The following is a 13,676-nucleotide window of genomic DNA, read 5'->3' as shown; positions in this document are numbered from 1 at the left end:
GCCCACTCGACCGCTCCCGCCCCACCCAAGGAAGATCATGAAGTTCACTGACGGCTTCTGGCTCATCCGCGAGGGCGTGCATCTGTCGTACGCCACCGAGGTACGCGCTGTACGCACCGAATCGAAGCGCTTCACCGCTCATGCCGCCGTGAAGAAGGTGACGCGGCGCGGCGACACGCTCAACGCCCCGCTCCTCACGGTCGAGTGCTTCTCTCCCGCCGAGGGCGTCATCGGCGTACGGGTCACCCACCACGCGGGCAAGCACCGCCCGGGCCCCGACTTCGCCCTCACCGGAACGCCCGACGGGGCGGGTGAGGTACGCCAGGACGGCACGGTCACCGAGCTGACCAGCGGTCCGCTGACCCTGCGCCTGGACGGCGAGGGACCCTTCGGTCTCACCTTCCACGACGCCGACGGACGCGAACTGACCCGTGCGAACGCCAAGAGCACCGCGTTCGCCACCACCGGCGACGGCGCGCACCACATGCTGAGCCGGCTCGCGCTCGGCGTCGGCGAGCAGATCTACGGCCTCGGCGAGCGCTTCACCCCGTTCGTGAAGAACGGCCAGGTCGTCGACGTCTGGCAGGCCGACGGCGGCACCAGCAGCGAACAGGCCTACAAGAACATCCCGTTCTACCTCTCCTCACGCGGCTACGGCGTCTTCGTCAACCACCCCGGGGCGGTCTCCTTCGAGGTCGGCTCGGAGTCCGTCGGGCAGGTCCAGTTCAGCGTCGAGGACCAGGTGCTGGAGTACTACGTCGTCGCCGGTCCCACCCCCAAGGACGTCCTCACCCGCTACACCGCCCTCACCGGCCGTCCCGCCCTGCCGCCCGCCTGGTCCTTCGGCCTGTGGCTCACCACGTCCTTCACCACCGACTACGACGAGCGGACGGTCACGTCGTTCGTCGACGGCATGGCCGAGCGCGGCATCCCGCTGACCGTGTTCCACTTCGACTGCTTCTGGATGCGCGAGTACCAGTGGTGCGACTTCCAGTGGGACCCGGAGGTCTTCCCCGACCCGGAGGGCATGCTCGCCCGGCTCAAGGCCAAGGGCCTGAAGGTCAGCGTCTGGATCAACCCCTACATCGCCCAGAAGTCCCCGCTCTTCGACGAGGCGGCCGAGCTCGGGCACCTGGTGCGCCGGCCGAACGGCGACATCTGGCAGTGGGACCTGTGGCAGGCGGGGATGGGCCTGGTCGACTTCACCAGCCCGGCAGCCCGCGACTGGTTCGCCGGGAAGCTCAAGCCGCTGCTCGACCAGGGTGTGGACTGCTTCAAGACCGACTTCGGCGAGCGCATCCCCACCGACGTCGTCTGGCACGACGGTTCCGACCCGGAACGGATGCACAACTACTACACCCACCTGTTCAACCGGACCGTCTTCGAACTCCTCGAGAAGGAGCGCGGGCAGGGCGAGGCCGTCCTCTTCGCCCGTTCCGCGACCGCGGGCGGCCAGCAGTACCCCGTCCACTGGGGCGGTGACTGCTGGTCCTCCTTCGAGGCGATGGCCGAGTCGCTGCGGGGCGGCCTGTCCCTGTCCCTGAGCGGCTTCGGCTTCTGGAGCCATGACATCGGCGGCTTCGAGGGCACACCCGACCCGGCGGTCTTCAAGCGCTGGCTGGCCTTCGGCCTGCTCTCCTCGCACAGCCGCCTGCACGGCTCCTCGTCGTACCGGGTGCCGTGGGAGTTCGGTGACGAGGCCGTCGACGTGGCCCGCCGTTTCACCCTGCTCAAGCACCGCCTGATGCCCTACCTGTACGGCGTCGCCGCCGAGGCCCACCGCACCGGCGTGCCGATGATGCGGCCCATGCTCCTGGAGTTCCCGCGGGACCCGGGCTGCCGCACCCTGGACCGCCAGTACATGCTCGGCCCGGACCTCCTGGTCGCCCCCGTCTTCACCGAGGACGGCGAGGTCGAGGTCTACCTCCCCGAGGGCACCTGGACGCACCTCCTGTCCGGCGAGCGCGTCACCGGCCCGGCCTGGCGCACCGAACGGCACGGCTACGACAGCCTCCCGCTGTACGTCCGTGAGGGCGCCGTCCTGCCGCTGGCCTCCGACGACCGGCGCCCCGACGGCGACTGGCTGGACGCCCCGGTCCTCCTGGTGCACCCGGCCACCGCGCCCGAGTACACCGCCGAGGTCACCGTGCCCGACCTGCTGGGGGCGCCGGCCGCGTCCTTCCGCGTCCGGCGCGAGGGTGACGTCCTGCGGGTCACCGCGAGCGGCACCGACCGTCCGTTCACCGTGCGCGTCGCGGGCGGGGCGAGCGCGGAGGGCAGCGGCGAGGTGACCGTTCCCCTGGCGTGAGGCGGCGTCAGCGAGGAGGAGCGGGGGGGGGGGGGGGGGGGGGGGGGGGGCGGGGGGGGGGGGGGGCGGGGGGGGGGGGGGGGGGGGGGGTGGTGGTGGGGGGGGGGGGGGGGGGGGGGGGGGGGGGGGGGGGTGGGGGGGGGGGGGGGGGGGGTGCGGGGGGGGGGGGGGCGCGGGGCGGGGGGGGGGGGGGGCCCGGCCGGGGGGGGGGGGGGGCCGGCGGGGGGGGGGGGGGGGCGGGCCCCCCCCCGCGGGGGGGGGGGCGGGGCCGCCCCCCCCGCTCCTCGTCGTCGGTCCGTCAGCGGGGGAGGCCGCCCAGCGCCGTCAGCAGGCGGTCCACGTCGTCCGCGCTGCTGTACGGCGCGAGCCCGACCCGGACACCGCCCTCGTCGCCCAGACCCAGGTGACGGGCGGCCTCCACCGCGTAGAACGACCCGGCGGGGGCGTCGATCCCCCGCTCGGCCAGCAGGCGGTGGACCTCGGCCGGGCGCAGGCCCGCCACGGTGAACAGCAGGGTCGGCGTGCGTCGCGCGGCCCGCGAGTACACCGTGATCCCGCCGAGCTCGGCCAGCCCCCGCTCGATCCGCCCGCGCAGAGCGTTCTCATGGGTCTCCAGCGCCGCGAAGGACGCGAGCAGCCGCTCCCGCCGCCCGCCGCCGGCGTCCGGCACCAGACCCGCGAGGAAGTCCACCGCCGCGCGGGCACCCGCCAGCAGCTCGTACGGCAGCGTGCCCAGCTCGAAACGCTCGGGCACGGCGTCGCTGGACGGCAGCAGCTTGTCCGGGCGCAGGGTCTCCAGGAACCCGGGCCGGGCCGCCAGTACGCCCAGGTGCGGGCCGAGGAACTTGTACGGCGAGCACACCAGGGTGTCCGCGCCGAGCGCCGCCAGGTCGACGGCGGCGTGCGAGGCGTAGTGCACCGCGTCGACGTGGAGCAGTGCCCCCGCGCCGTGCACCAGACGGGCGACGGCCGGCAGGTCGGGCATGGTGCCGATGAGGTTGGAGGCGGCCGTGACCGCCACCAGCCGGGTGCGCGGGGACAGCACCGCCTCGATGTGCCCGGGGAGCAGTTCCCCGGTGGCCGGGTCGAAGTCGGCCCACCGCACGGTCGCGCCCACCGCCTCGGCCGCCTGCGTCCAGGGCCGGATGTTGGAGTCGTGCTCGAGGCGGGTGACGACCACCTCGTCGCCGGGTCCCCACCCCTTGGCGAGCGTCCGGGCGAGGTCGTACGCGAGCTGTGTGGCGCTGCGGCCGAAGACGACGCCCCGCGGGTCGGCGCCGAGCAGGTCGCCCAGCGCCGCGCGGGCTTCGGCGACGATGCGGTCCGCGTTGCGCTCGCCCTCGGTGACCCGCCCCCGGTTGGCCAGCGGGGCGGCCAGGGCCTCGGCGACGGCGTCGATGACGGGCTGCGGGGTCTGGGTGCCGCCGGGCGCGTCGAAGCGGGCGGTGCCGGATTTGAGGGCGGGTGTCTGCGCGCGGATCGCGTCGATGTCGAGGGCCATGTGCACTCCAACCGATGGCGGGGACTCCCGCCCGATGATCGCAGCAGCGCGGCGGCCGGAACAGGGCCCGAGGGCGCGACGGGCGCCGGCTCAGGTCTCGGCGTGCGCCCGGCGTTTCTCGCGTCCGCCGGGGTGGCGGTGCCGCCAGGTCCAGAACACCGCGCAGGACAGCAGCGCCCACCCGCCCAGCACCAGGTACGGGAACAGGTGCTGGTGGCCCTGGAAGTACACCGCCGTGTGCTGGGCGTTGACCGAGGCTCCCGGCGGCAGCCACTGGCCGATCACGCCCAGCGGGGACGGCAGCAGCGGCCAGGACACCGCGCCGCCGGACGAGGGATTGCCGAGCAGCACCATGAGGCCCCAGGTCGGCACCATCGCCCAGCGGCCGACCAGGGTGTTGAACATCGTGAAGACCATGCCGCTGGTGAACAGGGTGAACGCGAGGATCAGCCACGACTGGACGAACGGCAGGTCGAGCGCGCCCAGCAGCCAGTCCACGGTCGCGGCGATGGCGAAGCCGCCGAGCAGCGCGTAGGCGATGGTGAAGAGGATGCGTTCGAACGGGGTCAGGGCCCGCGCGTGCACGCTGAGCTGGATCGCCCCGACGAAGCCGATGATCACGGCGGCCAGGGAGATGTAGAAGATCGCCAGTCCGCGCGGGTCGCCCGTCTGCAGGGGATTGATGTCCCGGATGGTGAGCGCGACGCCGGTCTTCTTCCCCACTTCCGGTGCCGTCCGGGCCAGCACCTCGGCGACCGAGGCGCCCGACGCGCTGGACAGGTCGAGCACGGCCGTCCGCCCGTTGCCGCGCAGCTCGAAGATCGCGAAGACCTCCTGTTCCTCGACCGCGTCACGTGCCTCGGCGAGGCCGGGGTAGGGGTGCACCTTCACCGAGGCGTTCAGCGCCTGCTCCAGGCCGTCCAGGAAGGCCTTGCCCCGCCCCTGTTCGTACGAGCCGACCACGGCCGTGGGGAGCGAGTGCGGTGTCGGGTCCGCCATGGAGTAGGTGTACGAGCCCGCGAAGAGCCCGGCCGCCGCCGCGAGGATCAGCACCAGCACGGTGGCCGGCCAGAACGGTGACTGCCGGAACGCGGCCCACTTCTGGCCGCGCGTCGGGGGCTGGGCGTGAGCGCCGTGGGAACCGGAGGACATGTGGGCCATAACGGGACACTTCCACAGCGTGGGTGAAAGGGCATCAAGAGTGCTTCGTGCGTGGCGCACCGGGAGCGCGGGCGACCGCGGACGCGGAACGGGCCGGCCCCGGACGGAAGGCGTCCGGGGCCGGCGCGCCACGGCCGGTCAGACGTGCACGAGAGGCGTGTCGACGAGGTGCTCCGCCAGGAACCAGGCCTGGAGCTCGTTGGTGCGCACGACGTCGGAGACCAGGAGGTCGTTCGTGCCGTCGTCGCCGAGCTCCTGGGTGCGGGCCGCGGCGTCGTGGCAGTCGGTGAGGATCAGCTCGTGCGCCTCCAGCAGCCGCGAGAGCATCGACGGCACCTCCTCCACGCCGTCCGGCGGGCGCGGCACCGTGGTGATCTCCGCGACGTGCCGGGGGTCGCCGACGGCGACGCCGCCGAGTGTCTGGACGCGTTCGGCGACGGTGTCGATCAGCTGCAGCTGCTCCCCGGCGTGCTTGTCCAGCAGCAGGTGCAGTTGGTAGAACGTCACCCCGCGCATGAGCCAGTGATACTTCTTGTACAGATCGTGCAGGATGCGGGTGTCCGCCAGGACCTTGTTCAGCCGCTGGCACGAGTAGAGGCGGGTCTCCATGGACAGCGCCACGGGGAACTGCTTGACGGTGCCGAACTCCTGGATGGTCCGGCCCCTCTGGTGCAGCCAGGGCTGGCTGCCGTCGGAGCTGTGCTCCTGTGCCGACGGCTTCGGGGTGTTCACGCCAGAACTCCTTCCGGAGAAAAGCTGAAGTGTCCGCACCGGCGCGGTGCGGCCGGCTCGCCCCCTGCGACAGTCGACCAGCCGCACGCCGGTCCCGCAAACGCTGGGGCCCGAGCCGGCCGCCCGTCCCCGTCCCGTGCCCAGGAGGTGAGGAGCCGGTGAGGCGGCGGAGGCGTGGAGGGGCGGTTTCGTCGCGCATCTTCTTGGCATGAGCCTGCGGTCCGTGGGGTGGCCCGCAGCCGCGTGGAGATGGGGATGCACCGCGGTCGCGCCACCGGACTCGCCGCCTCGGCCCTGACCGTGACCACCGCGACCGCCGCGCCGCGACCGCCGCGCCGCGACCGCCGACGCCGCTCCCGCCGGCACATCGCAGGTGCTCGCGAGCCGGACCCGGACCAGCGCGTCGGGCCACACCGTCTGGACCGCCGTACGGGCGAACCGGTCCGCCCGGGTCGCGTACGGATTCGACCGGACCACCGGCCACTGCTCGACCTCGCCCGACCATCCGTTCGGCTTCCCCTTCGGCACCGCCTGCGCACGGCACGACTTCGGCCACCGCGACTACAGGGCCGCGGGCACCTTCGGCGCGGACGAGGCCCGCCTCGGCAGCGCCTTCCACGAGGACCTCGAGCGCGTCTGCGCCCGCTACGGCGGAGGCGCGAGGCCCGCCCGCGACAGCACGGCCCGGACGTACTGCCAGACGGTGAGGGTGTTCGGCCGACGGACGCGTCACGGACACGGGCAGACCATCAGCTGGTGCCCGCGCGAGCACCGGCTGACAGTCTGGGCGCAGGCACGCCTTCGAGGAGGAGTTCACCCGTGATCGATGTGACGCACCAGATCGACTCCGTACGCCGGCAGGTCGGCAAGCGTGCCTTCAAAGCGGGTGAGGCCCACGTCCTCACGGTGGGCCGGACCTACGACACCCCGCTCGACGACCTGTGGGAGTCCTGTACCGACCCCCGGCGCATCCCGCAGTGGTTCCTCCCCGTCTCCGGCGACCTGCGGCTGGGCGGGCGTTACCAGCTGGAGGGGAACGCGGGCGGCACGATCGAGAGCTGCGACCCGCCCAGGAGCTTCGCCGCCACCTGGGAGTACGCCGAGGAGCTCAGCTGGATCGAGCTGCGGCTGACGCCCGGGGAGGGCGGCACCCGCTTCGAGCTGGAGTACCTCGCCCACGTCGACGACGAGCGGTGGGCCGCGTTCGGGCCCGGCGCGGTCGGCATCGGCTGGGACCTGATGCTCGTCGGCCTCACCCTGTACCTGTCGAGCGGCGGCACCCCCGTGGACCCCCAGGAGGTCGCGGACTGGTCGGCCTCGGAGGCGGGGCGGCGGTTCGTGCTCGCCAGCGGCGAGGCCTGGTACGGGGCCGACGTGGCGAGCGGCACCGATCCCGCGTCGGCGCGCGTGCGGGCGGACCGGACCGCCGCCTTCTACACGGGCGCGGACGGGACGGGCGCCACCGGGTAGGCCGCCCGCAGGCCGGGCACCGGAGCGGCCGCGGCCACCGCCAGCGCGGTGGCCGCCCCGGCGACGCCGAGGACGGCGCCCGCCACCACGTCGCCCGGATAGTGCACTCCGGTGTGGACGCGGGAGTACCCGACGGCGGTCGCCAGCGCGCCGAGCGGCGCGGCGGCCGCCGGCAGGACCACGCCGACCGCCGTGGCGAACGCGACCGCCGAGGCCGTGTGGCCGGACGGGAACGACGCCGACGCGGGCATGGGCACGTGCCGGCCGACCGTCACGCGGGCCGCCTCCCGGTCGGGCCGGGGCCTGCGCACCAGACGCTTTCCGAGCAGGTTCGCGGCCGTGGAGGTCACGGCCACCGCCCCGACCCCGACGAGCGCCGCGCCGCGGGCCCGCGCTCCGCCCAGAGCGAGGGCGGCGGCGATCCCGAGGGAGATCCTGGAGTGGTCGGCGGCACGGGACAGCCGTCGCAGGGACCGGTCCAGCGTGGGCGTGTCCGTGGAGGCCACCGCCGCGTACAGCGCGCCGTCCACGGCACGCAGATCGCCGAGCACGGCGGCGAGGCCCCGGCGGCGGGAGCGTGTCGGCTCCGGGTCCGGCGCGAGCGGGCCGCCGGTGTTCCCGTCGGTGTCGGTCGGTTCGGTCATGGGCTCCTGCTCCGTGAGGCGGTGATGTCCGGACGCGGTCGGGGCGGCTCCTGCCGAACCGTCCCGTACGGCCGGCGCGGCCGTCCGCGGAACCCGTCCGCCGGACCAGCCTCGTCCGTGTCCCGCCGTACGGCGCCCCGGCGGCGCCCGTCCGGGCGAGCGTGGGTTCTGGCACGCGGGGACGGGGCGGGGGCGGGCCCTGTGGCCCGCCCCCGCCCCGTGCGGGTGCGTGTCAGTCCGCGGCCTGGAATCCGCGCAGTCGCAGGCTGTTGCCGACGACGAAGACGGAGGAGAAGGCCATGGCCGCTCCGGCGATCATCGGGTTGAGGAGTCCGGCGGCGGCGAGCGGGAGCGCGGCGATGTTGTAGGCGAAGGCCCAGAAGAGGTTGGAGCGGATGGTGCCCAGCGTCCTGCGGGCCAGCCGGATGGCGTCGGCGGCGGCGCGCAGGTCGCCCCGGACGAGGGTCAGGTCACCGGCCTCGATGGCGGCGTCCGTCCCGGTTCCCATGGCCAGCCCCAGGTCGGCCCGGGCGAGCGCGGCGGCGTCGTTGACCCCGTCGCCGACCATCGCGACCGAACGGCCCTCGTCCTGCAGCCGCTTGACGACGTCGACCTTGTCCTGCGGCATGACCTCCGCGATGACGTGCTCCGCGTCGATGCCGACCTCGCGGGCGACGGAGGCGGCCACGGCCCGGTTGTCGCCGGTCAGCAGTACCGGGGTGAGGCCCAGGGCGCGCAGCCGGGTGATGGCCTCGGCGCTGGTGTCCTTGACCGCGTCGGCGACCTCGAGGACCGCCCTGGCCTCGCCGTCCCAGGCCACGGCGATCGCGGTGCGGCCGGCCGTCTCCGCGTCGGCCTTGGCGCGGGCCAGGTCCGCCGGAAGGCTCATGGCCCACTCGGCGAGCAGCTGCTCGCGGCCGACGAGGACGGCGTGGCCGTCGACGACGCCCTGCACACCCAGTCCGGCGACGTTCGCGAAGTCCTCGGGCGTCGGCAGGGCGCCCAGCTTCTCCAGGGCGCCGTCGGCGACGGCACGGGCGATCGGGTGCTCGGAGGAGTGCTCCAGCGCGCCCGCCAGGCGCAGTACCTCGGACTCCTCGGTGCCGGCGGCGGTGTGCACGGCGAGCAGGGTCATGCGGCCGGTGGTGACGGTGCCGGTCTTGTCCAGGACGATGGTGTCGACCCTGCGGGTGGACTCCAGGACCTCGGGGCCCTTGATGAGGATGCCGAGCTGGGCGCCGCGCCCGGTGCCGACCATCAGCGCGGTCGGCGTGGCCAGGCCCAGGGCGCAGGGGCAGGCGATGATCAGGACCGCGACGGCGGCGGTGAACGCGGCGGTCAGGCCCGCGCCGTTGCCGATCCAGAAGCCGAGGGTGGCCAGCGCGAGGGCGATGACGACGGGGACGAAGACCCCGGAGACGCGGTCGGCGAGCCGCTGGGCGGCGGCCTTGCCGTTCTGCGCGTCCTCGACCAGCTTCGCCATCCGCGCCAGCTGCGTGTCGGCGCCGACCCGGGTGGCCTCGACCACCAGCCGGCCGCCCGCGTTCAGGGTGGCCCCGGTGACGCCGTCGCCCACGCCGACCTCGACCGGCACCGACTCGCCGGTGAGCATCGAGGCGTCCACGGCCGAGGCGCCCTCCACGATCGTGCCGTCGGTGGCGATCTTCTCGCCGGGACGCACCAGGAAGCGGTCGCCGGCCTTCAGCTCACCGACCGGGATCAGCTCCTCACGGCCCTCCCTGATCACGGTGACGTCCTTCGCCCCCAGCTCCAGCAGAGCTTTCAGCGCGGCGCCGGCCTTGCGCTTGGAGCGGGCCTCGAAGTAGCGGCCGGCCAGGATGAACGCCGTCACCCCCGCGGCGGCCTCCAGGTAGATGTTCCCCGAACCGTCCCCGCGGGCGATGGTCAGCTCGAAGGGGTGCGTCATGCCCGGCGTGCCCGCACTGCCGAGGAACAGCGCCCACAGCGACCACAGGAACGCCGCCGAGGTACCGACCGAGATCAGCGTGTCCATGGTGGCCGCGCCGTGCCGGGCGTTGGTGAACGCGGCCTTGTGGAACGGCCAGGCGGCGTAGGTGACCACGGGCGCCGCGAGGGTCAGCGACAGCCACTGCCAGTACTCGAACTGCAGGGCCGGCACCATCGCCATCGCGATGACGGGCACGGCCAGCAGCACCGCGGTGACCAGTCGTTGCCGCAGCGGCCGCGACTCGTCCGCCTCCTCGGCCCCCGCCGCCCCCGGTGCGGGCTCGGCCCGTACCGGCTCGGGCTCGCGGGCGGTGTACCCGGTGGCCTCCACCGTGGCGATCAGCTCCGGGACGGACACCCCGTCCGTGAAGCTGACCTTGGCCTTCTCCGTCGCGTAGTTGACGGTCGCGGTGACCCCGTCCATCCGGTTCAGCTTCTTCTCGATCCGGGCGGCGCACGAGGCGCAGGTCATCCCGCCGATGGCGAGTTCTACCTCGGTCGGTGCACTGGTCGTACTGGTGGTCATGACTGCTCCTGATGCGGGGGCGTCGGCCGGGAGCCGGGGCCCGGCGTTGAGGCTTGCGCGGGGGAGTGCGGGCCGGTCAGACGCGGCCGGTGAGCTCGTAACCGGCCTCGTCGACGACCTCCGCGATCGCGGCGTCGTCCGGTTCGGCGGTACCGGTCACGGTGACCCGGCCGGCGGCGACCTGGACGTCGACGGCGGTGACGCCGTCCAGCTCGCCGATCACCCGGGTGAGGGTCGCCCTGCAGTGGCCGCAGCTCATTCCGGAGACGGCGTAGGTGGTGCTGACGGAGTCGGCGGTGGAAACCACGGGATCCTCCTGTGCGTGACGGCCCCGGATACGGGGCCGGGGTATGCCTGCCGAGAACATGTATACCCCCAGGGGGTACCTGATGCAACCTCTGGCCGAACTTGACTATGTACCCCGGGGGGGTATGGTGAAGTGCATGAAGAGGTGTCCGCAGGGTCGGACACCCGGGAATCGAGGAGACGACCGCCATGAGCACGGGACCGAGCACCGGAGTGAGGATCGCCGCGTTCGCCGCCGCACTGGCCGCGACCTTCGGTACGGCGTACGGCGTGGGCAGGGCCGTCGACCCGGTCGTCGCGGACGCCCCGCCCGCCGCACACGACACACACACGGGCGAGCCGACGGCGGACCCGGGCGGCGACGGCGGCCACGCGGGCCACGAGAACGAGCCGGCCGGCGGCCTGCAGATCTCCGAGGACGGCTACACCCTCGACCTCGCCACTCCGCGCGTCACCGCCGGTCGGCGCACCGAACTGCGCTTCACCGTCCGCGACGACGACGGCAGGGCCGTCACCGCGTACCAGCGCGAGCACGACAAGGAACTCCACCTCGTCGTCGCCTCACGCGATCTGACCACCTACCGCCACCTGCACCCCACCCGCGCCGCCGACGGCACCTGGAGCACCCCCGTCGACCTGCCCCGCGCGGGCGGCTACCGCGTCTTCGCCGACTTCACCCCGGCCGGGAAGGGCGCGGAGAACCTCACCCTCGGCGCGGACCTCGCGGTCGGCGGCGCCTACGAGCCCGTGAACCCGCCGGCGCCGGCCGGCACCACGCGGACCGACGGCTACCAGGTCGCACTCGCCGGAACCCTGAGTCCCGGCAGGGCGGGCGAGCTGAAGCTGACGGTCTCCCGCGACGGACGGCCCGTCACCGACCTCCAGCCCTACCTCGGCGCCTACGGACACCTGGTCGCCCTGCGCTCCGGCGACCTCGCCTACCTCCACGTCCACCCGAACGGCGAACCCGGCGACGGCGCGACGAAGCCCGGCCCGGAGATCTCCTTCACGGCCACCGCGCCCAGCACCGGCACCTACCGCCTGTTCCTGGACTTCCGGCACGAGGGCAAGGTCCACACCGCGGCCTTCACCGTGCGGGCGGGATCGGCCCCCGCCGGTCAGGACCCCGCGCCGGCCGCCACGCAGGAGCACGCCGACGGCCACGGCCACTGATCGCGCCCGTCTACGCCAGGACGACCCGGATCCCCGCCTCCTCGAACGGGCGGACGACATCCGGGTCGGCCGCACCGTCGGTGACCAGCGTGTCCACCGCGTCCGCGGCGCAGATCCGGGCGAACGCCCGCCGGCCCAGTTTGCTGGAGTCCGCGGCCACCACCACGCGCTCGGCCCGCTCGCACAGCAGCCGGTTGATCGCGGCCTCCGCCTCGTCGTGGGCCGCGGCGCCGTGCGCGACGTCGAAGCCGACGACGCCGAGCACCGCCACGTCGAGCGTGACCTGACCCAGCACCCCGTCCGCGAGCGGCCCGATCAGCTCGTACGACTGCGCCCGGGCCACCCCGCCGGTCACCACGATCTTGAACTGCGGCCGCACCGCCAGCTCGTTGGCGATGTTCAGCGCGTTCGTGACCACGGTCAGCGCGGGCGTGCCGGAGGCCAGGTCGGGGCGCACGGCCAGGGCGCGCGCCACCTCGGTGGTGGTCGTGCCCCCGGTCAGCCCCACCGCCTCGCCCGGCGCCACCAGCGCGGCGACGGCCTGCGCGACGCGCTGCTTCTCCGAGGCCCGGCGAGCGGTCTTGTAGCGCAGCGGCAGCTCGTACGACACCCCGTGCACGACCGCGCCCCCGCGCGTGCGCACGAGCATCTGCTGCTCAGCCAGCCGGTCGAAGTCGCGGCGGATCGTCGCGGCCGACACCTCCAGCTCGGCCGCCGCCTCCTCGACGTCCAGGCGGCCACGCTCGACGAGCAGTTCCAGCAGTGCCTTCCAGCGGGCGTCGCGCGACATCCGCGCCTCCGTTCCTCGGTCCCCCGCCGACCCTAACGCACGGCCCTCCTTCGTCGATTGCTTGATAGTGCTCGAAAGTTCGCTGTATCTTGCAGAAACAATCAAGCGAGCCAGGTCTGTTCAGGGACCGGTCGGGAGTGTGCGGCATGACGTACGTCGAGGACGAGCTCAACAGCCAGCCCGAGTGCTGGGCCCGCGCCGCCGCGGAGGCGCCCGGGCACGCGAAGGTGCTGCCGACGGCGGGGGAGCGGGTGGCGATCGTCGGCTGCGGCACCTCGTACTTCATGGCCCGGTCGGCGGCGGCGCTGCGCGAGGAGGCGGGCCTGGGCGAGACGGACGCCTTCGCCGCCTCCGAGTTCCCGGCGGGCCGTGCCTACGACCGTGTCGTGGCCCTCACCCGCTCCGGCACCACCACCGAAGTGCTCGACCTGCTCGGCGCGTTGAAGGGCCGCACCCGCACCGTCGCGCTCACCGCGGACCCGGACACCCCCGTCATGGCCGCCGCCGACGACGTCGTCGTCCTCGACCACGCGGACGAGCGGTCGGTCGTGCAGACCCGGTTCGCGACCACCGCCCTGACCCTGCTCCGCGCCCATCTGGGCCTGCACACCGAGGCCGCCGTCGCCGACGCCCGCACCGCGCTCGCGGCCGACCTGCCCGAAGGGCTCGTCGAGTGCGCCCAGTTCACCTTCCTCGGCCGCGGCTGGACGGTGGGACTGGCCGACGAGGCCGCGCTGAAGATGCGCGAGGCCTCCCTGTCCTGGACCGAGGCGTACCCGGCGATGGAGTACCGGCACGGGCCCATCAGCGTCAGCACCTCGGGCACGGCGACCTGGATGTTCGGCGAGGCCCCCGAAGGACTGGCCGAGCAGGTGCGGGACACCGGCGCGCTGTGGGTGGCCGGGGGACTCGACCCCCTCGCCGAACTGGTCCGCGCCCAGCGGCTCGCCGTCGCCGTCGCCGCCGCCCGCGGCCTCGACCCGGACCGGCCCCGCCACCTCACCCGCTCGGTGATCCTCACCCCCTGACGCCCGCCCGACACCCGCGAAAGCCCGGAAGAACCGGGGGAGCCCGGGAGAGTCCGGGAAAGGAGACAC

General features: G+C 73.9%; 11 protein-coding genes and 1 pseudogene. 5 read left to right on the top strand and 7 right to left on the bottom strand.

From position 1 onward, the window contains the following. Window positions 1–37: 37 nt before the first annotated feature. Complete coding sequence (yicI, locus tag ACIRFH_RS09300) at window positions 38–2,308, top strand: alpha-xylosidase (protein ID WP_403518449.1); 2,271 nt, start codon at window positions 38–40, stop codon at window positions 2,306–2,308. Between the two features lie 298 nt (window positions 2,309–2,606). On the opposite strand, the gene ACIRFH_RS09295 is transcribed toward yicI, so the two are convergent. The 3 genes from ACIRFH_RS09295 to ACIRFH_RS09285 all read right to left on the bottom strand — a co-directional run bounded on the left by ACIRFH_RS09295 (window position 2,607) and on the right by ACIRFH_RS09285 (window position 5,702). Continuing rightward, window positions 2,607–3,809, bottom strand: coding sequence for a cysteine desulfurase-like protein (locus ACIRFH_RS09295; protein WP_403518447.1), 1,203 nt, complete (start codon window positions 3,807–3,809; stop codon window positions 2,607–2,609). 90 nt (window positions 3,810–3,899) lie between these two features. Next, the gene (locus ACIRFH_RS09290; protein WP_403518444.1) at window positions 3,900–4,970 is read right to left on the bottom strand and encodes an ABC transporter permease; all 1,071 of its coding nucleotides are present in this window, start codon (window positions 4,968–4,970) and stop codon (window positions 3,900–3,902) included. A 138-nt stretch (window positions 4,971–5,108) separates the two neighbouring features. Continuing rightward, a complete protein-coding gene (locus ACIRFH_RS09285; RefSeq protein WP_403518442.1) occupies window positions 5,109–5,702 on the bottom strand; it encodes a Dps family protein in 594 nt (197 codons plus the stop codon). 255 nt (window positions 5,703–5,957) lie between these two features. On the opposite strand from ACIRFH_RS09285, the pseudogene ACIRFH_RS09280 reads away from it, so the two are divergent. Together ACIRFH_RS09280 and ACIRFH_RS09275 are read left to right on the top strand one after the other, a co-directional pair. Then, window positions 5,958–6,420, top strand: a pseudogene (locus tag ACIRFH_RS09280) (phospholipase A2); the annotation flags it as partial. A 101-nt stretch (window positions 6,421–6,521) separates the two neighbouring features. Next, entirely contained in the window at window positions 6,522–7,172 is a 651-nt protein-coding gene (locus tag ACIRFH_RS09275) for an SRPBCC family protein (RefSeq protein ID WP_403518440.1), read from the top strand. Here ACIRFH_RS09275 and ACIRFH_RS09270 read toward each other — a convergent pair. From ACIRFH_RS09270 to ACIRFH_RS09260, 3 genes are all read right to left on the bottom strand, one after another. Beyond that, on the bottom strand, window positions 7,136–7,816 hold the full coding sequence (locus ACIRFH_RS09270) for a phosphatase PAP2 family protein (RefSeq protein WP_403518438.1): 681 nt from the start codon (window positions 7,814–7,816) through the stop codon (window positions 7,136–7,138). The two genes, ACIRFH_RS09275 and ACIRFH_RS09270, sit on opposite strands and share 37 nt — an antisense overlap. A gap of 232 nt (window positions 7,817–8,048) precedes the next feature. After that, entirely contained in the window at window positions 8,049–10,310 is a 2,262-nt protein-coding gene (locus ACIRFH_RS09265) for a heavy metal translocating P-type ATPase (protein WP_403518436.1), read from the bottom strand. A gap of 76 nt (window positions 10,311–10,386) precedes the next feature. Continuing rightward, complete coding sequence (locus tag ACIRFH_RS09260; protein WP_403518435.1) at window positions 10,387–10,617, bottom strand: heavy-metal-associated domain-containing protein; 231 nt, start codon at window positions 10,615–10,617, stop codon at window positions 10,387–10,389. Window positions 10,618–10,805: 188 nt separating this feature from the next. Here ACIRFH_RS09260 and ACIRFH_RS09255 point away from each other — a divergent pair, with 188 nt between their 5' ends. Beyond that, a complete protein-coding gene (locus ACIRFH_RS09255; protein WP_403518433.1) occupies window positions 10,806–11,789 on the top strand; it encodes a hypothetical protein in 984 nt (327 codons plus the stop codon). A gap of 10 nt (window positions 11,790–11,799) precedes the next feature. Here ACIRFH_RS09255 and ACIRFH_RS09250 read toward each other — a convergent pair whose 3' ends face one another. Beyond that, complete coding sequence (locus ACIRFH_RS09250) at window positions 11,800–12,579, bottom strand: DeoR/GlpR family DNA-binding transcription regulator (RefSeq protein ID WP_403518431.1); 780 nt, start codon at window positions 12,577–12,579, stop codon at window positions 11,800–11,802. A 146-nt stretch (window positions 12,580–12,725) separates the two neighbouring features. On the opposite strand from ACIRFH_RS09250, the gene ACIRFH_RS09245 reads away from it, so the two are divergent. Beyond that, window positions 12,726–13,607, top strand: a complete 882-nt coding sequence (locus ACIRFH_RS09245) for an SIS domain-containing protein (RefSeq protein ID WP_403518429.1) — start codon at window positions 12,726–12,728, stop codon at window positions 13,605–13,607. Window positions 13,608–13,676: the final 69 nt, after the last annotated feature.

This window comes from Streptomyces sp. NPDC093586 (genome assembly GCF_044764905.1).
In the GTDB taxonomy this organism is placed as follows: Bacteria; Actinomycetota; Actinomycetes; order Streptomycetales; family Streptomycetaceae; genus Streptomyces.
This window is presented reverse-complemented; position numbering and strand designations above follow the sequence as displayed.